Here is a 20078-nt window from a genome sequence, read left to right as displayed (position 1 = left end):
CAACCAGAGTTGAGCGTATTCCGCTCAACCTTAGCGCGTGACGCCCATCACTCCCGGCGCCGCCACCGCCAGTCGAACTCGCCGGCCGCCGGGGGCGGGCCGGGTAGCGGGTCCGCGTCCGGCACCGACGACAGGCCGGCCAGCAGGACCGCGAGCTGCCGGCGGCGCAGTTGGCGGGTCCGCTCCGGATCGGGTACGCGGACCGCGGCGCACGCCTCCAACAACAAACCCAGATCGTGTACGACCGCGTCACGGCGCAGCCGCCCGCTCGCGTGGGCCCGGTCGACCAGGGCGGTGGCCAACTCGCCGGCGCGCATCGCGTCCCGACCCATCTCCTCGGTCGGGGTGAAGGTGCCGGCCAGGTGGACGGTGAGCGAGTGCACGTCGGCGTCGACCACCCGGGTCAGGAAGCCGGTGAACGCGGCCCAGTCGTCCGGCTCGGCCAGGGCGGTCTCGGCCTCTGCCACGTACCGGCGTAGCCCGTCGTGGCAGAGCTGGCGCAGCAGGTCCTCCTTGCCCGCGTACCGCCGATAGAGCGCGCTGATGCCGACGCCCGCGCGTTCGGCGACGGCGGCGATCGGGGCCTTCGGGTCGTCGAGGAAGACGGCGCGGGCGGCTTCGAGGATGACCTCGTCGTTGCGGGCGGCCTGGGCGCGGCGACCGCCAAGCGTCTTGCCGGAAGTCGTGGACATGCCCCCAGCATAACAGTGGAACGGATCATTCCGCTCTGCTATGGTGATAGCAGAACGAAACATTCCGTTCCGAAGGAGTTCCGGCATGAGCGACACCGCGATCCGCCCGTTCCGCGTCGAGATCCCGCAGACCGCCCTGGACGACCTGGCCGCCCGGCTGGGCCGCACCAACTGGCCCGCCGACCTGCCCGGCGCGGGTGACTCGTACGGGATGGGCACCGACCGGATGCGCGCCCTGGTCGACCGGTGGCGGGGCGAGTTCGACTGGCGTGCCGTCGAGGCCCGCCTGAACGCTTACCCGCAGTTCGTCACCGAGATCGACGGCGAGCGGGTCCACTTCCTGCACGTCCGCTCGTCCCGGCCGGACGCCACCGCGCTGCTGCTCACCCATGGCTGGCCCGGCTCGGTGCTGGAGTACCTCGACGTGATCGCCCCGCTCACCGAGCCGACCGACCCGGACGCGCCGGCCTTCCACGTGGTCATCCCGTCGCTGCCCGGCTTCGGCTTCTCCGGCCCGACCCGCAGCGCCGGCTGGAACCGGTTCCGCATCGCCCGCGCCTGGGCCGAGCTGATGAACCGACTGGGGTACGACAGCTACGGCGCGGTCGGCAACGACGCCGGCTCGATGATCGCTCCGGAGCTGGGCAGGATCGCACCGGAGCGGGTGCTCGGCGTCCACGTCACCCAGCTCTTCTCGTTCCCCTCGGGCGACCCGGCCGAGTTCGCCGGGCTCTCCGAGGCGGACCAGGCCGCGCTCGGGCACCTCCAGTGGTTCTACGAGAACAAGTTCTCCTTCAACCAGGTGCACAGTCAGCAGCCGCAGACCCTGGCGTTCGCGCTGGCCGACTCGCCGGTGGGGCTGCTCGCCTGGAACAGCCAACTCTTCGACGAGAGCCTGGATGCCGACTTCATCCTGGCCAACGTGGCGCTCTACTGGTTCACCGGCACGGCCGCCTCGGCGATCCGGCTCTACTGGGAGGACGCGCACGCCGGCGAGCCGCCGACCGAGCCGACCACCGCTCCGACCGCGCTGGCCATGTTCCCCGGCGACTTCCAGTCCATCCGCCGCTTCGCCGAGCGGGACCACGCGAACATCGTCCGGTGGACGGCGTACGAGACCGACGTCGCGGGCCGGGGTGACGTCGGCGGCCACTACGCCGCCCACCAGGCCACCGAGGTGCTGGTCGCCGACATCCGCGAGTTCTTCGCCAGCCTCCGCTGACCCCGGCGTTCCCAGGTGCCCGCGCCCGCTCCGCCGGCGCGGGCACCGACGCATCCAGCACCGGCGCCCGGCGCCGCTGATCCACTCGACTTTCAGGCAGTCGGGGTATCCGGACCGCCAGGACACCGCGACATCATGAAAACCGAGTCGATCACGATCTTGTAAGGCCCCTAGGGGCCGATTCGCCGGGGCAGCCGGGCGGTGCACGGGGTTTCGTGGTCGGCGCGGAGCACGCAGCGACGACCACCGTCCAGCCGCCGGTCGCAGAAGACCCAGTGCCGTACCCCCTGGTTGTCCTCGGTCGAGACGGTAATGCCGCCGAGGTCGATCCGGGCCAGGAAGGCCAGTGACCGACCGGCGGTCCGCCCCAGCATCTTGGCGCGGGCCAGATCGGGCGCGGATATCGGCAGGTGGATGACGAACCGCCCGGTCATCGCCGCCGCCCTCGGTCCACCATCAGCTGTACCCCTCCTCGGCGGTGCAATTGGTTGCGCGCGAAAAACGGGGCCGGGACGAACCACGGGGAAGCTCGTCCCGGCCCGCTGAGCGCCCCAGTGCCATCCGGAAGCGTTCGTCTCGAACCTACAATCGGTAGCGGTTGTAGGTCAACGACCGACCTCCGATTGCTTGAGGTTGGAGGCGGTCGCGTGATCGAATGGGCGTGCCATCCGGGGAGTGTGTATGCCCAAGCAGCAGTACCAGGTGCTCGCAGACGAGCTGCGGGGAAAGATTGAATCAGGCGAGTGGCCGCCCGGCACGAAACTGCCGAGCCGGTCGCAGCTCTGCAACGAGTACGGCGTGTCGGACACCGTGGTCGGTAAGGCCATGATGATTCTCCGCGCGACCGGGCTGACCGAGACGCTGGAAGGTGTCGGCGTTTTCGTAGCAGAGAAGTCGTAAAGATCCACTCGGCTTTCAGGAAGTCGGGGTGTCCCGGCACGCCGGATACCCCGACTTCAATGAACCCGAGCGGATCATGGCCGACGAGCTGCGCTGGGGCCGGCCCGAAGGGTGCTGTCCGTCCAAGATCTGCGCTTTGTTCACGAAGCGGTAGCCTTGGAGAGTGCGAGTACGTGTCGAGCAGACCGCCTTACCTGGGATCGGGGTACGTCACGATCTGGTGACGGAGTCCGGACGCCGCCTGGGCGTCGTTTCCCACCGCAACGGCCGCCGTGATCTCGTTCTTTACGATCCCGACGACCCCGACGCCTGCCAGGCGGACATTCCGCTGACCGACGACGAGGCCGAGGCTCTGGCCGACATCCTCGGCGCGTCGCTGATGCTCGGCCAGCTCTCCGGGCTCCGCGAGCAGGCCGCCGGTCTGCTCACCGAGCAGATCGCCATTCCGGCCGGGTCGCGGTACGTCAATCGGAAGCTCGGCGATACCAAGGCGCGTACCCGCACCAGCGCCTCCATCGTGGCAGTGCTGCGCGAAGGCGAAGTGATCGTTTCGCCACTCCCCTCCTTCCGCTTCGCGGCCGGCGACGTGGTGGTCGTTGTCGGGACCCGTAGAGGTCTCGACGGCGTGTCCGCCATCCTCGCCGACAGTGACCCGGACGGCTGAGGCGGATGCACGATTTCACCACGCTGCTCATCGAAGTCGGTGCGCTGCTGCTGCTGCTCGGGCTCCTCAGCCGGCTCAGCCGGCGTTTCGGCCTCTCTCCCATTCCTCTCTACCTGCTCGCCGGGCTCGCGTTCGGGCACGGCGGGTTGCTGCCGCTGGACGCCAGCGAGGAGTTCTTCGCAGTCGGCGCCGAGATCGGCGTCATCCTTCTGCTGGTGATGCTCGGCCTGGAGTACTCGGCCAACGAACTCGTCGGCAACCTCCGGTCGGCGGCACCGGCAGGGCTGATCGACGGCGTGCTCAACGCGCTACCCGGCGCGGGGTTCGCCCTGCTGCTCGGCTGGGACTGGGTCGCCGCCCTGGTACTCGGCGGCATCACCTGGGTCTCCTCCTCCGGGGTGATCGCCAAGGTCCTCGCCGACCTGGGTCGACTCGGTAACCGGGAAACGCCGGTGATCCTCTCGGTGCTGGTCATCGAGGACCTGGCGATGGCCCTCTACCTGCCGCTCGTCACCGCCGTACTGGCCGGCACCGGCCTGCTCGGCGGCGGGATCGCGCTCACCGTCGCGGTGGGCACGGTGCTGATCGTGCTGGTGGTCGCCATCCGGTACGGCCACCTGATCTCGTCCGCCCTGTCGGCGAAGGACCCGGAGGCGCTGCTTCTCGGCGTACTCGGTCTGACGTTGCTGATCGCGGGCATCGCCGCGTCGCTCCAGGTGTCGGCGGCGGTCGGCGCGTTCCTGGTCGGCATCGCCCTCTCCGGTCCGGTGGCGCACCACGCCACCGAGTTGCTCTCGCCCCTGCGGGACCTGTTCGCCGCGGTGTTCTTCGTCTTCTTCGGCCTGACCACCGACCCGCAGGACATTCCGCCGGTGCTGCTGCCGGCGCTCGCGTTGGCCGTGGTCACCATGGCGACGAAGACGCTCACCGGTTACCTCGCCGCCCGCCGGGTCGGCATCGCGGAACCCGGTCGATGGCGGGCCGGCCTGGCACTCGTACCCCGAGGTGAGTTCTCCATCGTCATCGCCGGGCTCGCGGTGGCCGCCGGGAGCGTCGAGCCGCAGTTGGCAGCGCTGGCCGCGACGTACGTCCTGATCACTGTGGTGACCGGGCCGATCCTGGCCCGGCTGCCGGACTTCCCGTGGTTCAAGCGGTGGCTGCGCAACCGCGCGGCGGCCCAGCGGCAGGAGCGGATTCCGGTCGCCGACTCACTTCACTGACGTCCACCTGAACGCCGCGGCGGCGTGGGTCGCACCCTCGCGCAGGTAGAAGCGGTGCGCCTCGGTCCGGCCCAGGCCGGACTCCAGGAAGACGTAGTCGGCGCCCTGTTCCTGCGCCCATGCCCTGGCCGCCGCCAGGAGGTCGGAGCCGACACCTCGGGAGCGCCAGTCGGGGTGCACCGCGAGGTCCTCGATCGAGGCCCGACGGCCGAAGCGCACGGAGAGGATGTCCAGGTAGACGCTGGCCACGCCGACCAACTGATCTTCATCGGATCGCGCCTCGAAGAGTGCGACGTCTTCGTGGGCGAGCAATTGCGCGGTCCGCTCGACCGCGCGGTCGCCGTCCCAATCCACGGGACGGCTACCGGGAGGGGCGAAAAGCCACTCCAGCCCCATGACGAACTGGGCTTCGGCACCCCGCTGGAACCGTCGAACGTGGATTGTCATAGGAGCATCATCGGCCGCGATATCGATGCAGTGGACCCGCCCATGCCAACGGTTGCGGAATTGCTCCTCATGGGGACTACCGCAGCAACCGTGGGCGGGTTACCGTTTCGCCCCAGCAGCCAGGGTCCGCAGGCAGCGTTGCCAAACGCGGGCGAGAGCGGAAGGTTGGCCGGTGAGCGTGCAGGAGTCGACGTTCCACGGCTTCGCCAACCCCGTCGATCCGACTCCGGCGGAGTTGCGAGCTTGGGCGTACAAGCCCGATTCGGTGCCGTTGGCCTCGATGCCACCCGACTGGGACCTGCTGGTCTCCGGCGATCGACTGGTGCTGACGCTCTTCGAGTTAGCCATGGATCCGACCTGCCCGGCCCGGCGTTTCGCGCTGCACTGCCTGTACATCTACGCGGCCGACGGCATCCGGACGAACTTCCGCGCCCACCCCAAGCGCCGCTTCCGCAAGCTCGTCGAACAGGCCGAGCGCGACGGCGACGAGCTGATGAAGATCTGGGCGCACAACGGCCGGGTGCTGCTGGCCCGACCGGATCTCTTCGTCTACCGGGACTGGTGCGAAGGCGGCCTGGTCCGCGAAAACCGCCGCCTCGGCTGAGGTAGGCCGCACTGATTTACGGCGAACGGGCCGGACCCCCGCTACGGCATCCCAGCGTCCCGGCCCGCACTGGTTACGGCGAACGGGCCGGGACCCCCGCTACGGCATCCCAGCGTCCCGGCCCGGCACTGGTTACGGCGAACGGGCCGGGACCCCCCGTGGGTCCCGGCCCGCACGTCGGTCACCGGTCAGTCCTGCTTGCGTTCCGTCTCGGCTCGGCCCCGTTCGCCGGCGTGGTCGCCGTCTTCGGCGAACCGGCCCGCGATGATCCGGTCCCGGTAGGTCCCCTCGGTCACCTTGTCGAACTTCTTGCGGACGGTCTCGGCCAGGTCTTCCAACCGGTCCTCCGTCTGCTGGGCCACATTCTTCGCCGGCTCCGCCATCGCTTCCCCCTCGCCATGCCGGTAGGTCCGGATTAAGCCGATTGGACCCTTATCGACAGGCTAACCGAAGCGGCCCGGACCGCGCCGGGAATCCAGCGTGGTCCGGGCCGAGAAGACAGATCCGGGTGAGCGGCGGGTCAGCGATCGGGCATGCGGCGGGGACGCCACACCACCAGGGCGGTGGACGTGCGGTTGGTCGGCACCAGATCCCGGCCCGGGAAGCGGGCCAGCGACTCCAGCTCGGCCACCCGGCGGTACGCGGCGTCCAGCTCCGCCTCCAGCCGGGCCACCCGCTGCTGTGCCTGCTCCAGCAGCCGCTCCAGCCCGATGATCCGCTTGACGCCGGCCAGGTTGATTCCGTCGTCCTGGCTGAGCCGCTGCACCTCGCGCAGCAGCACCACGTCGCGGACGCTGTAGCGACGCCCGCCACCGGCGGCCCGGCCGGGCTGCACGAGCCCCAGTCGGTCGTACTGGCGCAGGGTCTGTGGGTGCATCCCCGCCATCCGCGCCGCCACCGAGATCATCAGCACCTTGGCCTCGTAGGCAGGGTCACCCGAACCGAGGAACTCGCCCGACATCCCGCTCACCTCCGCGTCCATTCCACCGGACTAACCGACTCGACGCACCCGCGCGTCGAGATGTTCCCGAGCCGCAGGCGGGGTCTGCTCGGCGAACGACTCCAGCGCCGTGCGCGCCTCGTCCGACAACCGGGCCGGCACCACCACGTCCAGCGTGACCAGCAGATCACCGGCCTGCCCGTCGCGGCGAACCACACCCTTGCCCCGGGCCCGCAGCACCCGCCCGCTCGGCGTCCCCGGTGGCACCCGCAGGGTCACCGCGCCGTCGAGCGTGGGCACCCGCAGGTCCGTGCCGAGCACGGCCTCCGCGAAGGTGACCGGCACGGTCAGCGTCAGGTCGTCTCCGGTACGCCCAAACAGCTCGTCCGGCCGAACCTTGACGTGCACGAAGAGGTCACCGGCCGACCCACCGCGCTCGCCCGGCTCGCCGCGCCCGGCCAACCGGATGCGTTGGCCGTCGGCCACACCGGCCGGGAAGCGCACGTTCATGGTGCGGGTCTTGGTGACACCGCCGCTGCCGTGGCACTCCGGGCACTTCTCCTCGACCACGGTGCCGACGCCCTGGCAGTTGCGGCACGGCTCGGAGAAGCTGAACGACCCCTGGTTGCGGGTGGTCACGCCGGCACCATGACAGACCGGGCAGGTACGCGGTTGGGTGCCGGGCTTGGCCCCATTGCCATGGCAGGTGTCACAGACTCCCGGCGCGCGCAGCGTCAGGGGAAGAGTCACTCCGCGTACCGCGTCGCCGAAGTCCAGCGCCACCTCGGTCTCCACGTCCCGGCCACGGGCCGGACCGCGTGGCGCGGCCTGCCCACCGGCCTGCCCCCCGCTGAAGATCGAGCTGAACAGGTCCTGGAAGCCGGCGCCTCCGAAGCGGCGATCGCCGCCTGCGCCGCCGCCGAACATGTCGGAGACGTCGAACGGCATGCCGCCCGGCTGACCCCCACCTCGGGCGTTGCGCCGGAACGCGCCCGAGCCGAAGAGCGAACGCATCTCGTCGTACTCGCGACGGCGGCCGCTGTCCGACAGGACGTTGTACGCCTCGGACGCGGCCTTGAACCGCTCCTCGGCCTTCGGGTCGCCCGGGTTGTGGTCCGGGTGCGACTCCCGGGCCACCTTGCGGTACGCCTTCTTGATGTCATCCGCGGAGGCGGCCTTGTCCACGCCGAGCACGGCGTAGAAGTCCTTCTCGATCCAGTCCTTCGAACTCACCGGTCCACCTCCTTCCGACCCTGGTGGCCCGGCCGTCCCGCCCACCGCTGTGCGGTGGGCGGGACGGCCCGGTCACTGTCTGGCACTATTCCGGATCCGCGACCGCGACCAGCGCGGGGCGCAGCAGCCGCTCACCGAGCTGGTAGCCGCGTCGCATGACCTGTACGCAGGTCGGCTCGCTGACGTCGGCCGAGGTCTGGTGCGCGACCGCCTCGTGCCGGGTCGGGTCGAACGGGTCGCCCTGCTCGCCGAAGGCGTTCAGGCCGAACTTGCCCAGCGCGGTGGTGAGCTGTTCCGCCACCGTGCCGAACGGCCCAACCAGGTCGCCATGTTCCCGGGCCCGGTCCAGGTCGTCCAGGATCGGCAGCAGCGCGGCCAGCACCGAGCCGGTCGCCTGCTCCTGCACGAGGCTGCGGTCACGGTCGACCCGCTTGCGGTAGTTGGCGTACTCCGCCGACACCCGCTGCAGGTCCCTGGTCCGCTCGTCGAGCTCGGCCCGGAGCGCCTCCAGCTCGGCGCCGAGCGAGGTGCTCGTGCCGCCGCTGCCGTCCACCGGCTGCGCCGGGGCGTCCACCACCGGCGGACCGGACGGCTCCGGCCCGTCGGTGGAGTTGACCTCGACCTCGATCTCGTCGACCACGACCTCGGCGTCCTCGACCAGACCCTCGGCCGGTACGCCGGTCTCCGCGTCCGCGGCGGTCCCCGCCGGCTCGGCGGTGTCGACGAGCTTGCGGTTGTTGCGGATGACGACCCGCTCCCCGTCGCCGGTGGTCGGCTCCGTGGGCGCGGAGCCACCCGGCGTCGACCCGGTGTCGCCCGGGTCGGCGGCTCGTGGCTTCTGCGTCATGCGGCTACCTCATCCCCTTCGCGGTGGAAACGTGTCGGAGGGCGACGGTCACTTCTTGCCGTCCTCGTCCACGATTTCCGCGTCGACCACGTCGTCGGCGCCGCCGGCCTGCGCGCCGGTCGCGCCGGTCGCACCCGGGCCGGGCTCGCCACCCGGCTGCTGACCCTGCTCGGCCTGCTGCGAGTAGAGCAGCGAGCCGGCCTGCTGGGAGACCTGCGCCAGCTTCTCGTGCGCCGACTTGATCTTCTCGATGTCCTGACCGCCGAGGGCGCCACGCAGCTCGCCGAGCGCCTCGTTGAGCTGCTCGCGGTTCTCACTGGGCAGCTTGTCGCCGCTCTCGGCGAGGAACTTCTCGGTCTGCCACTGGAGCGCCTCGGCCACGTTGCGGGTCTCGGCGTCGTCGCGGCGGCGCTTGTCCTCCTCCGCGTGCTCCTCGGCGTCCCGGCGCATCCGCTCGATGTCGTCCTTCGGCAGCGAGGAGCCGCCGGTGATCGTCATCTTCTGTTCCTTGCCGGTGCCCAGGTCCTTGGCGTGCACGTTGACGATGCCGTTGGCGTCGATGTCGAAGGCGACCTCGATCTGCGGCACGCCGCGCGGCGCCGGCGGGAGGCCGGTCAGCTCGAAGGTCCCGAGCTTCTTGTTGTAGGCCGCGATCTCCCGCTCACCCTGGAACACCTGGATCAGCACCGACGGCTGGTTGTCGTCCGCCGTGGTGAAGACCTCGGAACGCTTGGTCGGGATGGTGGTGTTGCGCTCGATCAGCTTGGTGAAGATGCCGCCCTTGGTCTCGATGCCCAGGCTCAGCGGGGTCACGTCGAGCAGCAGGACGTCCTTGACCTCACCCTTGAGCACACCGGCCTGGAGGGCGGCGCCGACGGCGACCACCTCGTCCGGGTTGACGCCCTTGTTGGGGTCGCGACCGGTGAGCTGCTTGACCAGGTCGGTCACGGCGGGCATCCGGGTCGAACCGCCGACCAGGATGACGTGCTCGACGTCGGAGATCTTGATCCCGGCGTCCTTCACGGCCTGCTCGAACGGGCCCTTGCACCGGTCCAGCAGGTCCTGCGTCATCCGCTGGAACTCGGCGCGGCTGAGCGTCACGTCGAGGTGCAGCGGGCCGGCCGCGCCGGCGGTGATGTACGGCAGGTTGATGTTGGTGGTGGTGGCGGCGGACAGCTCGATCTTGGCCTTCTCGGCGGCCTCACGGAGCCGCTGGAGGGCCATCTTGTCCTGACCGAGGTCGATGCCGTGCTCACCGCGGAACGTCTTGACCAGGTGGTCGATGATCCGCTGGTCCCAGTCGTCGCCACCGAGGTGGTTGTCACCGCTTGTCGACTTGACCTCGATGACGCCCTCGGCCAGCTCGAGCAGCGACACGTCGAAGGTGCCGCCGCCGAGGTCGAAGACCAGGACGGTCTGCTCCTTGGAGCCCTTGTCCAGCCCGTACGCCAGGGCGGCCGCGGTCGGCTCGTTGACGATCCGCAGCACGTTGAAGCCGGCGATCTCACCGGCCTCCTTGGTGGCCTGGCGCTGGCTGTCGTTGAAGTAGGCCGGGACGGTGATCACCGCGTCGGTGATCTGCTCGCCCAGGTACGCCTCGGCGTCCCGCTTGAGCTTCATCAGCGTCCGGGCCGAGATCTCCTGCGGGGTGTACTTCTTGCCGTCGATGTCGACGGACCAGTTCGTGCCGACCTCGCGCTTGACCGACCGGATCGTCCGGTCCGGGTTGGTCACCGCTTGGCGCTTGGCGACCTCACCGACGAGCACCTCGCCGTTGCGGGCGAACGCGACGATCGACGGAGTCGTCCGCGACCCCTCAGCGTTGGCGATGACGGTGGGCTCACCGCCCTCGAGAACGCTGACGCAGGAGTTCGTCGTGCCGAGGTCGATACCGACCGCACGTGCCATCTTCGCTTCCTCGCTTCGTAAGGTTGTGCAGGTGACGGGCGTCGCCCGTGGGCTGCTGGCGAGCACCGCCCGCAGCGGGCCCCACCACAAGTTGAGTGAACTTGACTCAATAGTGCCACGCGTTGGCCAATCGTCAAGTTGACTTGAGTCAACCCGACGCAACCCACCCGTTATTACCGTCCGGTTGTCTTCCCTTGCATCGGTCGGGCACGCTTTAGCGGTGACGACGCACGGCGATCCCGCCACCCGTTCCGGCGCGCCCGCCGTCGCAGCCCGCACCGACCCGTCGGACGCCGCGGAGGAGCCGCCCGCCACCACCGGGGACGACGGCCTCCCCGGGGCGCTGTCGGGCCTCCGGGAGGCGATCGGCGCGACCCGGTATCCCCTCGCACTGCCCTCTGCCAGCTCCGCCCGGCACACCGCCACCGCCCTCACCGACCAGCTCGACGACTACCTGCTGCCCCGGCTCGCCCGGCTGGACGCCCCACTGCTCGTGGTGGTCGGCGGCTCCACCGGCGCGGGAAAGTCGACCCTGGTCAACAGCCTGGTCAAGGCCCGGGTCAGCGCCGCCGGCGTGCTCCGGCCGACCACCCGTTCCCCGGTACTGGTCTGCAACCCGTCCGACGCGGCCTGGTTCCGGCAGGGTGACCTCCTGCCCGGGCTGACCCGCACCACCGAGCCGAGCGACGACCCGCGCGCCCTGCACCTCGTCACCGCCCCGGCCCTGCCCGCCGGGCTGGCGTTCCTCGACGCGCCCGACATCGACTCGGTCGTCGACGCCAACCGGGCGCTCGCCACCCAACTGCTGGCCGCCGCCGACCTGTGGCTCTTCGTCACCACCGCCGCCCGGTACGCCGACGCGGTGCCCTGGGAGCTGCTGCGCAGTGCCCGGGCGCGCGGCGCGGTGATCGCCATGGTGCTGGACCGGGTGCCCGCCGAGGCCACCGACGAGATCGCCGCGCACCTGACCGAGATGCTCGCCGAGCAGGACCTCGGCCGGGCGCCGCTGTTCGTGTTGCCCGAGACCTGGGTCGACGGTCAGGGGCTGCTGCCCGAGGGGGTGACCGCGCCGCTGGCCGACTGGTTCGCCCGGTTGGCCGCCGACGTGGACGCGCGGGCGGCGGTGGTCCGCCAGACCCTCGACGGGGCGCTGGCCGCACTCCACCCCGCCGTGGAGGAGCTGGCCGACGCCGCCGACGAGCAGCTCGCCGCCGCCGACGGGCTGGACGAACGGGTCCGGGCCGCGTACCGGGGTGCCGAACGCACCGTCGAGCAGGGGCTCCAGGACGGCCGGTTGCTCCGCGGTGAGGTGCTCGCCCGCTGGCAGGAGTTCGTCGGCACCGGTGAGCTGTTCCGCACGCTGGAGGCCCGGATCGGCCGCCTACGGGACCGGGTCGTGGCCGCCGTCACCGGTCGACCGGCGCCCTCCGTCGAGTTGCGCAACGCCATCGAGTCCCAGCTGGTGACGTTGCTGCGCGGGGTGGCCTCGGAGGCCGCCGAGTCCGCGTACACCGGGTGGAAGGCACACCCGGCCGGTGCCGGGCTGCTCGACCCGGCGCTCGCCCATCCCAGCGACGACCTACCCGAACGTGCCGAGCGGATGGTCCGGGACTGGCAGCGCGGCGTGCTGGAACTGGTCCGGGTCGAGGGCGGCGACAAGCGGTTCGTGGCCCGCACCGCCGCGTACGCGGTGAACGCCACCGGGCTGGCCGTGATGATCGCCGTCTTCGCCTCCACCGCGTTCATCCCGACCGGGCTGGAGTTGGCCACCGGGGCCGGCACCACTGTCGCCGCGCAGGCCGTCCTCCAGGCGATCTTCGGCGACCAGGCGGTGCGTACCCTCGCCGCCAAGGCCCGCACCGACCTGCTGGACCGGGTGCGGACGCTGCTCGACGCGGAGGCCGACCGCTTCCTGAGCCGCACCGCCGACGCCCGTCCCGCCGCGGACGCCGGCGACGGGTTGCGCCGGGCCGCCGGCCGGGTCGAGTTGGCCCGGCATCGCAGCGGGCTGTCCGCCGGCGACGAGGAGGGTTTCCGGTGAGCAACATCGCCGGCCGGGTACGTGAGGTGTTCCGCGGGGACCAGCGGGTCGACGCCGACGCGCTGATCGCCCGACTGGAGGCGGTACGCCGGTTCCTGACCGCCGTGGACGGCCTGCTGCCGGACGCCGAGCTGGTGCCCGCGCACACCCTGGTCGAGCGGGCCGGCACCCGGCTCGCGCTGTCCCGGGACCACACGGTGGTCGCCCTGGCCGGTGCCACGGGCAGCGGCAAGTCCAGCCTCTTCAACGCGCTGGCCCAGCTGGAACTCTCGCCGGTCGGGGTCCGCCGGCCGACCACCGGCGTCACCCACGCCTGCGTGTGGGGGCCGCTGGAGGGCGCCAACCGGCTGCTCGACTGGATCGGCGTGCTGCCCCGGCACCGCTTCGTCCGGGAGAGCGCCCTGGACGCGGACGACGAGACGGCCCTGCACGGCCTGATCCTGCTCGACCTGCCCGACTTCGACTCGGTGCAGCGATCCCACCGGCTCGAGGTGGACCGACTCCTCGGCCTGGTCGACCAGGTGGTCTGGGTGGTCGACCCGCAGAAGTACGCCGACCGGGTCATCCACGACAGTTACCTACGCGAGTTCCACAGACACCGGGACGTCACCCTGGTCGTGCTCAACCAGGCCGACCGGTTGCCCCCGGCAGAGGTGCCCCGGGTCCTGGACGACCTGCGTCGGCTGCTCGACACGGACGGGCTGACCGGTGTGCCCCTGCTGGCCACCACCGCCATCGATCCGGCCGGGATGGTCGGGCTGCGCGACGCCCTGGAGCGCACGGTCGCCGAGCGGCAGGCCGCGTTGCGCCGGCTCGCGGGTGACGTCGACACGGTCGTCGCCGGCTTGGACGAGCTGGTCGGCTCGGCCCGGCCGGCGGGTGGGCCGGACGACGCCGCCAGCAACGGGCTGAACCGGGCGTTGGCCGGGGCGGCCGGGGTGCCCGCGGTGACCGAGGCCGTGGAGCGGGCGTACCGGCACCGGGCCGGCGCGGCCACCGGCTGGCCGGTGGTCCGGGGCTGGCGGCGGCTGCGACCCGACCCGCTGCGTCGGCTGCACCTGCCCGGCCCGACCGGCGACCAGGCCGACCCGGCGGAGAGCCTGGTCGCGGCCACCTCGGTACCGGACCCGACGGCCGCCCAGCGCTCGGCGCTGGGCCTCGCCATCCGCGCGGTGGCCGACCGGGCCGCCGCCGACCTGCCGGCCGCCTGGCCCGCCGCGGTGACCTCCGCCGCCCGGTCCCGCCTCGGCGACCTGCCGGACGCGCTGGACCGCGCGATCGCCGGCACCGACCTCGGCCTCGACCGCCGACCGCTGTGGTGGCGGATCGTCGGCGGGGTGCAGTGGTTGGTCACCCTCGCCGCCGTGGTCGGGCTGGGCTGGCTGGCGCTCGGCTACGCGCTGCGGGCGCTCGGCCTGCCCGCGCTGGACAACCCGATGGTCGGTCAGGTGCCGCTGCCGACCCTGCTGCTGCTCGGCGGCCTGCTGGCCGGGCTGCTAGTGGCGGCGCTGACCCGCCCGGTGCTGCGCTGGGCCGCCCGGCGCGCACGGGCCCGCGCCGAACAGCGCCTGACGGCGCGGGTCGCCCAGGTGGGCGACGAGTACGTGCTGACACCGGTCCGGATCGTACTCGGCTCGTACGCGCAGGCACGCGACGCGCTGCGGGACGCCGCACGCCGCTGACATTCCGCACGGCTCGCTACCGCTCTGCGTACGCCTCGGGCGGCGTAGGGTCGGAGCATGGCCACGCCTCAGACCCCCTACGACGCGGTGCTGCACGCCGCACGCGACGTGACCAAGCTGGAGTCCGCCCTCGACGCCGAGATGCTCGGCAGCGCCCTGCTGGGCAGTGTCTACGCGATCGCGGAGACCGACCGCGACGCCGCCGTACGGGAGTTCGTCACAGGCTTCCTCGCCGCCACCGCCCGCCGCAGGATCGCGGCGGCCACCACCATCCGGCAGGTCTTCGCCACGCTCGTCCCGACCGCCGTGGGCACCGAGCGGGTGCGTCCGGGCAGCCAGGCGCCCACCTGGACGGCCCAGCTCGGCCGGGTGCACCTCACCGGCACGTGGGCGTACGGCGACGTGTACGGCGACCAGACCTCCTACCTCGCGACCTTCGCCTACGACGACGAGTCCGGCGGCTCGGAGCACGCGCTGGTGGCCCTGGTGGACCACAACATCGGGATCACCAAGGACATCTTCGTGGGCGGGCCGGCCGAGCGAATCCTGGACCAGGTCCGGCAGATGTGCGCCGACGACGAGCTGACCTGGTTCCGTACCGAAGATCCGTCCCGGCTCCGGGGCGAGGTGGCCCGCCATCTGGCGGTCACCGACGACCTGGGCGAGTTGCCCGCCGAGGGGTCGCTCGCCACCGACCGGGCGTTGGTCGGGGCCCGGCTGGCGATGCTGCCCACCGCGGCCGACCCGACCGGTCCGGCGGAGGTCGAGCCGCTCTCCGCAGCCGAGCGCACCGACCTGGTCCGACGGTTCCTCGCCGCGCCGGAGGCCGTCCGCTTCGGGCTGGACGCCGTCGACGGCCCCGAGTTGGCCTCCCTGCACTTCTGCCTGAGCCTGCTGCTGGACCACTCGGCGAGCTTCCCGGACGCCGACCCGATGCGCTGGAGCCCCGCGGTGTCCGGGCTCTTCCTGCTCGACTGGGTGCACCGCCGGGCCGTGCTGGACATGGACGACGCGGCGATGCTGCCCCGGGTGCTGCGGGCCTGGGCGCGGTACGCGTCGCGCCAGCGCGGGCTGCCCGAGGCGGCGACCACGCGCACCGACGAGGCGATCGAGGAGATGGTGCCGGAGTTCGCCCGCCTCTACTCGACAGGTGAGCGGCGCAGCGCGGCCACCGCCGCGGTGGCGCAGCTGATGGCCGACGGGGTGGACCCGGACGACCCGGCCGCACTGGACGCGTGGATCGAGGCGAACCGGCACCGCCTCGCCGACGACGGGGCCTGACAGCGTCCGAGGGTGGGCGGCTCCGCGCCGCCCGCCCCGGCCGGGCCAGCGCAGTGGGCATGAGCCGGGCTAGCGCAGCGGGCATGAGCCGGGCTAGCGCAGCGGGCCGAAGACCACCGCGGCGATCAGGGCACCGAGCGCACCTCCGGCGAGCACCTGCGCCACCGTGTGGTCCCTCAGCCGTACCCGGGACCAGCCGACCACGGCCAGCAGCGGTGCGGTGACGACCAGCCAGGTCCCGAAGGTCAGCATCAGGATGACAAGCGTGCCGGCGGCCACCGCCGAGTGGATCGACATCTTCCACCAGTGGCTGAGCGACACGGCGACGACGAGGCCCACCAGCCCGGCCACCGCCAGCGCCAGCACCGGGCGGGGCGCGCCGAACACGGCGAGCAGGGCGAGCCCTGCCGCGACCGAACCGAGGCCGACCAGCAGCGGCGCCCGACGCTGCTCCCGGCGGCCGACGTGGTGGTCGGTGAGCCGGCCACGGCGTACCCCGCCGACGATGTAGGCGAACGGAATGCCGGTGACGAAGAGGGTGGCGAGCAGACCCCACACGAGGCCCTGACCGGGGCGGCGTGCGCTGTGCCAGCTCACCGTGAGGATCAGCAGCGACACGAGCACCGCCGGGGCGGTCACCTCGGTGACCAGCCGTGCGATCCGCAACGCCGGGCCGGGTCGGGTGGTCACCGGGCGGAGTTCCGCACCGCCGCCCACGCCACCCCCTCCGGTACGCGCCTACCCCCGAACACCGCCGACGCCGGACGGGCCGCGCCTGATCGTCACCGTACCGCCGGGAACACCGCGGGGTGCGTCGGTCGGGCCAGCGGCGCCGGGCCGACGCTGGGCGGCGAGGCGACGGCCGACGGCGACGGGATCGCCGGGCTGGGCCGGCGGGTCGGTGCTGCGGGCGGCGGAGATGTGGGGGCGGGCACCGACCGGGTGCTGGTCGGCACGGCGGTCGCGGTCGCCTCGTCGGTAGGCGTGGGTGTCGGCGCCAGCGTCGGGTCCGGTGTGGGCGTCGGGTCCACCGTCAGGGTCGGGGTCGGATCGGGATCGGCCGAGCCGGTCGGGTCCGGGTCGGTGGGGTCCGGGTCCGGCGAGTCGGTCGGGTCCGGATCGGTCGGGTCCGGGTCTGGCGGGTCGGTCGGGTCGGGGTCGGTGGGGTCCGGGTCCGGCGGGTCGGTCGCGTCCGGCGGGTCGGTCGGGTCCGGGTCGCTCGGCGGCGGAACGACAGGCGGGGGTACGGGCGGCGAGGTGCCCCGGGTGGGCTTCGGTGCCGCCGGCGGAGCGGTCGTCCGCCAGGCGGGCCTGGGATCGGCCGCGGCGGGCCCTTCCAGTGGCCGTCGCGGTGCGGCGGGCAGCCAGCCGCTGGTCGGAACGACGCTGGGTGTGCCGAGCGGTGGGAGCGGCGGTTGGCTGGTCATCGGCAGCGGGATCACCACCGGCCCGACGGACGGGGTCGGCATGAACGGGGTGCTGCTGTCCGGCAGGGCGGTGCTGCCCGGGGTGGCCGAGCCCGCACTGATCGCGGCGAGGATGGGCATCGACGCGGTGCCGGCCAGCAGCGCGACCGTGAGCAGGTAACCGCGGGTGGGGCCACCGGCGCCGGGGGCGCGGTGCACGCCGACCATCCGGCGATAGCCGCCGACCGACCGGTGTCGACCGAGCGCTGGTGTGCCGGGACCGTCACCTGGCTCGTACACCGCACACCCCTTGTCGTCGACCGTCGGAGACATGGATGGACGCCGCCGGAGGCAAAAGCCCGACAAATAACCCGATAGGCGCGATCCTGCGGGAATCAGCCTCGCGCAGTCACCCTGGGTCAGCCAACCTCCACCGCGTGTCGACACGCGGTGCTGACCGAACGGTGACGAATCGTGCCGCAACGCATGGGAAACGCAGGCCGGCATGATGGCGACAAACGGCGTCAAAGCAAGGGCGGCTGGAATGCGGGGGCAGGCGTACTGTGGGCGCGCTCACCTGCTCTGCGAATATGGACCACGACGGCAACGCAGCCGTGACCTCCGCGCACCCTCGCGGCAGGCGCGGTTGAGCGCCGGCGCTCCCGATCCGGGTTCGGCCAGAACCCGGGTCACGCCGTGCGGCAACCCCCACCGGGGCTAGGCGCGGCCGCCAGGAACCGGTCCGGCAGCAGCCGGACAGGCGCACGAGTTGCGCGGCCGGGTGACCCCCCGGTGCCGACGCAGACACGACAGGGAGAGACCGATGGCAAAGGGCGACCCCGGGGGCACCACCCGCAGCAGGCGGGCTGCATCCCGCTCCAGGAAGGGCGCGGTCGGCGACCCCGCGCTGGTGCAGCTACTCACCCCCGAAGGCGAGCGGATCGACAGCGCCACCGGGCCGGACGGCACCGAGTACCGCGTCGACTTCACCGACGAGGAGTACCGCGGGCTCTACCGCGACCTGGTGCTGGTTCGGAAGCTGGACGCCGAGGCGACCGCTCTGCAGCGCCAGGGCGAGCTGGGCCTCTGGGCCAGCCTGCTCGGCCAGGAGGCCGCCCAGGTCGGTTCCGGGCGGGCGCTGCGCACCCAGGACATGGCCTTCCCGACCTACCGGGAGCACGGCGTCCTCTACTGCCGGGGCATCGACCCGATCATGCCGCTCGGCCTGTTCCGCGGTGTCGACCAGGGCGGCTGGGACCCGAACGAGTTCAAGTTCAACATGTACACGATCGTCATCGGCGCGCAGACCCTGCACGCGACCGGCTACGCGATGGGCATCACCATCGACGGCAAGACCGGCACCGACGACGGCGAGGCGGCCATCGCCTACTTCGGCGACGGCGCCACCAGCCAGGGCGACGTGAACGAGGCGTTCGTCTGGGCCAGCGTGTTCAACGCGCCGCTGGTCTTCTTCTGCCAGAACAACCAGTACGCGATCTCCGAGCCGCTGGAGCGGCAGACCCGCGTCCCGCTCTACCAGCGGGCCGCCGGCTTCGGCTTCCCCGGCGTACGAGTGGACGGCAACGACGTCCTCGCCACGTACGCGGTCACCCGCACCGCGCTGGACAACGCCCGCCTCGGCCAGGGCCCGAGCCTCATCGAGGCGTACACCTACCGGATGGGCGCGCACACCACCTCCGACGACCCGACCCGCTACCGCATCGCCAGCGAGGTCGAGGCGTGGCAGGCCAAGGACCCGATCGCCCGGGTCAAGGCCTTCCTGGAGAAGCAGCAGATCGCCGACGCGGGCTTCTTCGCCGAGGTCGACGAGCAGGCCCGCCGCGAGTCGGTGCACCTGCGCGAGCGGGTGCTCGAGATGCCGAACCCGGAGCCGGTGACGATGTTCGACCACGTCTACCCCAACGGGTCTCCGCTGCTCGACGAGCAGCGCGCGAAGTTCAGCCGCTACATGGAGTCGTTCGAGGGGAGCGCCCACTGATGGCCACGGAGACGCTCACCATCGGCAAGGCCCTCAACACCGGTCTGCGCCGCGCCCTGGAGAACGACCCCAAGGTCATCATCATGGGCGAGGACGTCGGCAAGCTCGGCGGCGTCTTCCGGATCACCGACGGTCTCCAGAAGGACTTCGGCGACCAGCGGGTGATCGACACCCCGCTGGCCGAGTCCGGCATCATCGGCACCGCTGTCGGTCTGGCCATCCGCGGTTACCGGCCGGTCTGCGAGATCCAGTTCGACGGCTTCGTCTACCCCGCGTACGACCAGATCGTGTCGCAGGTGGCGAAGATGCACTACCGCTCGGGCGGCCGGCTCAGCATCCCCATGGTGATCCGGATCCCGTTCGGCGGCGGCATCGGCGCGGTCGAGCACCACTCCGAGTCACCGGAGGCGTACTTCGCGCACACCGCCGGCCTGAAGGTCGTGACCTGCTCCAACCCGCAGGACGCGTACGTGATGATCCAGCAGGCCATCGCCTCGGACGACCCGATCGTCTTCCTGGAGCCCAAGCGGCGCTACTGGGAGAAGGGCCAGGTCGACCTGGACGCGCCGCTGTCCGACGCGTACCCCCTGCACTCGGCCCGGGTCGTGCGGCCCGGCACCGACGTCACCGTGCTGGCCTACGGCCCGATGGTGCGGACCTGCCTGGAGGCGGCGACCGCCGCCGCCGAGGACGGCCGGGAGCTGGAGGTCATCGACCTGCGCTCGCTCTCGCCGCTGGACCTGACCGCGGCGTACGAGTCGGTGAAGCGCACCGGCCGCGCGGTCGTGGTGCACGAGGCGCCGTCCAACATCGGCCTCGGCGCCGAGCTGGCCGCCCGGATCACCGAGGAGTGCTTCTACTCCCTGGAGTCGCCCGTGCTGCGGGTGACCGGCTTCGACATCCCCTACCCGGCCGCCCGGGTGGAGGAGGAGTTCCTGCCCGACCTCGACCGGGTGCTCGACGCCGTCGACCGCACCTTCGGCTGGTGAGCG

At 71.9% G+C, this 20078-nt stretch carries 20 protein-coding genes; 10 read left to right on the top strand and 10 right to left on the bottom strand.

Features of this window, described 5'->3' with window-relative positions:
- Window positions 1-47: 47 nt before the first annotated feature.
- Entirely contained in the window at window positions 48-692 is a 645-nt protein-coding gene (locus ACFYL6_RS12095; RefSeq protein ID WP_387170499.1) for a TetR/AcrR family transcriptional regulator, read from the bottom strand.
- Between the two features lie 85 nt (window positions 693-777).
- On the opposite strand from ACFYL6_RS12095, the gene ACFYL6_RS12090 reads away from it, so the two are divergent.
- Window positions 778-1914: an epoxide hydrolase family protein gene (locus ACFYL6_RS12090; protein ID WP_387170497.1), complete on the top strand. Its 1137-nt coding sequence runs from the start codon at window positions 778-780 to the stop codon at window positions 1912-1914.
- A gap of 170 nt (window positions 1915-2084) precedes the next feature.
- Here ACFYL6_RS12090 and ACFYL6_RS12085 read toward each other — a convergent pair whose 3' ends face one another.
- The gene (locus tag ACFYL6_RS12085) at window positions 2085-2348 is read right to left on the bottom strand and encodes a hypothetical protein (protein WP_238677600.1); all 264 of its coding nucleotides are present in this window, start codon (window positions 2346-2348) and stop codon (window positions 2085-2087) included.
- 247 nt (window positions 2349-2595) lie between these two features.
- Here ACFYL6_RS12085 and ACFYL6_RS12080 point away from each other — a divergent pair, with 247 nt between their 5' ends.
- The 3 genes from ACFYL6_RS12080 to ACFYL6_RS12070 all read left to right on the top strand — a co-directional run bounded on the left by ACFYL6_RS12080 (window position 2596) and on the right by ACFYL6_RS12070 (window position 4698).
- Window positions 2596-2814, top strand: coding sequence for a winged helix-turn-helix domain-containing protein (locus ACFYL6_RS12080; protein WP_145792085.1), 219 nt, complete (start codon window positions 2596-2598; stop codon window positions 2812-2814).
- Between the two features lie 163 nt (window positions 2815-2977).
- On the top strand, window positions 2978-3478 hold the full coding sequence (locus tag ACFYL6_RS12075; RefSeq protein ID WP_363608703.1) for a TrkA C-terminal domain-containing protein: 501 nt from the start codon (window positions 2978-2980) through the stop codon (window positions 3476-3478).
- Between the two features lie 5 nt (window positions 3479-3483).
- Entirely contained in the window at window positions 3484-4698 is a 1215-nt protein-coding gene (locus ACFYL6_RS12070) for a cation:proton antiporter (RefSeq protein ID WP_387170495.1), read from the top strand.
- Here ACFYL6_RS12070 and ACFYL6_RS12065 read toward each other — a convergent pair.
- The gene (locus ACFYL6_RS12065; protein ID WP_387170493.1) at window positions 4687-5145 is read right to left on the bottom strand and encodes a GNAT family N-acetyltransferase; all 459 of its coding nucleotides are present in this window, start codon (window positions 5143-5145) and stop codon (window positions 4687-4689) included. The two genes, ACFYL6_RS12070 and ACFYL6_RS12065, sit on opposite strands and share 12 nt — an antisense overlap.
- A 172-nt stretch (window positions 5146-5317) precedes the next feature.
- On the opposite strand from ACFYL6_RS12065, the gene ACFYL6_RS12060 reads away from it, so the two are divergent.
- Window positions 5318-5749 (top strand): hypothetical protein, encoded by a 432-nt coding sequence (locus tag ACFYL6_RS12060; RefSeq protein WP_030332093.1) that lies wholly within the window; start codon window positions 5318-5320, stop codon window positions 5747-5749.
- Between the two features lie 188 nt (window positions 5750-5937).
- Here the strand turns inward: ACFYL6_RS12060 and ACFYL6_RS12055 are convergent, their stop codons facing one another.
- From ACFYL6_RS12055 to dnaK, 5 genes are all read right to left on the bottom strand, one after another.
- A complete protein-coding gene (locus ACFYL6_RS12055) occupies window positions 5938-6132 on the bottom strand; it encodes a hypothetical protein (protein ID WP_387170491.1) in 195 nt (64 codons plus the stop codon).
- Between the two features lie 137 nt (window positions 6133-6269).
- On the bottom strand, window positions 6270-6710 hold the full coding sequence (locus ACFYL6_RS12050) for a heat shock protein transcriptional repressor HspR (RefSeq protein ID WP_088952117.1): 441 nt from the start codon (window positions 6708-6710) through the stop codon (window positions 6270-6272).
- 30 nt (window positions 6711-6740) lie between these two features.
- Window positions 6741-7922, bottom strand: a complete 1182-nt coding sequence (gene dnaJ, locus ACFYL6_RS12045) for a molecular chaperone DnaJ (RefSeq protein ID WP_387170489.1) — start codon at window positions 7920-7922, stop codon at window positions 6741-6743.
- 85 nt (window positions 7923-8007) lie between these two features.
- Window positions 8008-8769 carry a nucleotide exchange factor GrpE gene (gene grpE / locus ACFYL6_RS12040; RefSeq protein ID WP_387170487.1) on the bottom strand — a complete coding sequence of 254 codons (762 nt, stop codon included), beginning with the start codon at window positions 8767-8769 and terminating at the stop codon, window positions 8008-8010.
- A 48-nt stretch (window positions 8770-8817) separates the two neighbouring features.
- Window positions 8818-10677, bottom strand: coding sequence for a molecular chaperone DnaK (dnaK, locus tag ACFYL6_RS12035; protein WP_238659018.1), 1860 nt, complete (start codon window positions 10675-10677; stop codon window positions 8818-8820).
- Between the two features lie 220 nt (window positions 10678-10897).
- On the opposite strand from dnaK, the gene ACFYL6_RS12030 reads away from it, so the two are divergent.
- From ACFYL6_RS12030 to ACFYL6_RS12020, 3 genes are read left to right on the top strand one after another with little or no spacing between them, the layout of a single operon-like run.
- Window positions 10898-12718 (top strand): GTPase domain-containing protein, encoded by a 1821-nt coding sequence (locus ACFYL6_RS12030; protein WP_238659019.1) that lies wholly within the window; start codon window positions 10898-10900, stop codon window positions 12716-12718.
- Window positions 12715-14400 (top strand): GTPase, encoded by a 1686-nt coding sequence (locus tag ACFYL6_RS12025; protein WP_387170484.1) that lies wholly within the window; start codon window positions 12715-12717, stop codon window positions 14398-14400. The genes ACFYL6_RS12030 and ACFYL6_RS12025 overlap by 4 nt, the downstream gene beginning before the upstream one ends.
- Window positions 14401-14457: 57 nt before the next feature.
- Window positions 14458-15681, top strand: coding sequence for a hypothetical protein (locus tag ACFYL6_RS12020; RefSeq protein WP_387170483.1), 1224 nt, complete (start codon window positions 14458-14460; stop codon window positions 15679-15681).
- Window positions 15682-15774: 93 nt separating this feature from the next.
- On the opposite strand, the gene ACFYL6_RS12015 is transcribed toward ACFYL6_RS12020, so the two are convergent.
- Window positions 15775-16398 carry a phosphatase PAP2 family protein gene (locus ACFYL6_RS12015; RefSeq protein ID WP_387170481.1) on the bottom strand — a complete coding sequence of 208 codons (624 nt, stop codon included), beginning with the start codon at window positions 16396-16398 and terminating at the stop codon, window positions 15775-15777.
- Between the two features lie 65 nt (window positions 16399-16463).
- Window positions 16464-17387, bottom strand: coding sequence for a hypothetical protein (locus ACFYL6_RS12010; protein WP_387170479.1), 924 nt, complete (start codon window positions 17385-17387; stop codon window positions 16464-16466).
- Window positions 17388-17910: 523 nt separating this feature from the next.
- On the opposite strand from ACFYL6_RS12010, the gene pdhA reads away from it, so the two are divergent.
- Both pdhA and ACFYL6_RS12000 read left to right on the top strand, forming a co-directional pair.
- Window positions 17911-19086, top strand: a complete 1176-nt coding sequence (pdhA, locus tag ACFYL6_RS12005; RefSeq protein ID WP_387170477.1) for a pyruvate dehydrogenase (acetyl-transferring) E1 component subunit alpha — start codon at window positions 17911-17913, stop codon at window positions 19084-19086.
- Window positions 19086-20075 (top strand): alpha-ketoacid dehydrogenase subunit beta, encoded by a 990-nt coding sequence (locus tag ACFYL6_RS12000; protein ID WP_387170475.1) that lies wholly within the window; start codon window positions 19086-19088, stop codon window positions 20073-20075. The genes pdhA and ACFYL6_RS12000 overlap by 1 nt, the downstream gene beginning before the upstream one ends.
- Window positions 20076-20078: the final 3 nt, after the last annotated feature.

This window comes from Micromonospora sp. NPDC007208 (genome assembly GCF_042869175.1).
GTDB lineage: Bacteria > Actinomycetota > Actinomycetes > Mycobacteriales > Micromonosporaceae > Micromonospora > Micromonospora foliorum.
This window is presented reverse-complemented; position numbering and strand designations above follow the sequence as displayed.

Bases quoted from the DNA above. Each gene is read 5' to 3' on its own strand.
- ACFYL6_RS12065 (WP_387170493.1), bottom strand. From the start codon at position 5,145: ATGACAATCCACGTTCGACGGTTCCAGCGGGGTGCCGAAGCCCAGTTC.
- ACFYL6_RS12090 (WP_387170497.1), top strand. From the start codon at position 778: ATGAGCGACACCGCGATCCGCCCGTTCCGCGTCGAGATCCCGCAGACC.
- ACFYL6_RS12050 (WP_088952117.1), bottom strand. From the start codon at position 6,710: ATGTCGGGCGAGTTCCTCGGTTCGGGTGACCCTGCCTACGAGGCCAAG.
- ACFYL6_RS12055 (WP_387170491.1), bottom strand. From the start codon at position 6,132: ATGGCGGAGCCGGCGAAGAATGTGGCCCAGCAGACGGAGGACCGGTTG.
- dnaK (WP_238659018.1), bottom strand. From the start codon at position 10,677: ATGGCACGTGCGGTCGGTATCGACCTCGGCACGACGAACTCCTGCGTC.
- ACFYL6_RS12095 (WP_387170499.1), bottom strand. From the start codon at position 692: ATGTCCACGACTTCCGGCAAGACGCTTGGCGGTCGCCGCGCCCAGGCC.
- ACFYL6_RS12085 (WP_238677600.1), bottom strand. From the start codon at position 2,348: ATGACCGGGCGGTTCGTCATCCACCTGCCGATATCCGCGCCCGATCTG.
- grpE (WP_387170487.1), bottom strand. From the start codon at position 8,769: ATGACGCAGAAGCCACGAGCCGCCGACCCGGGCGACACCGGGTCGACG.
- ACFYL6_RS12080 (WP_145792085.1), top strand. From the start codon at position 2,596: ATGCCCAAGCAGCAGTACCAGGTGCTCGCAGACGAGCTGCGGGGAAAG.
- pdhA (WP_387170477.1), top strand. From the start codon at position 17,911: ATGGCAAAGGGCGACCCCGGGGGCACCACCCGCAGCAGGCGGGCTGCA.
- ACFYL6_RS12070 (WP_387170495.1), top strand. From the start codon at position 3,484: ATGCACGATTTCACCACGCTGCTCATCGAAGTCGGTGCGCTGCTGCTG.
- ACFYL6_RS12020 (WP_387170483.1), top strand. From the start codon at position 14,458: ATGGCCACGCCTCAGACCCCCTACGACGCGGTGCTGCACGCCGCACGC.
- ACFYL6_RS12000 (WP_387170475.1), top strand. From the start codon at position 19,086: ATGGCCACGGAGACGCTCACCATCGGCAAGGCCCTCAACACCGGTCTG.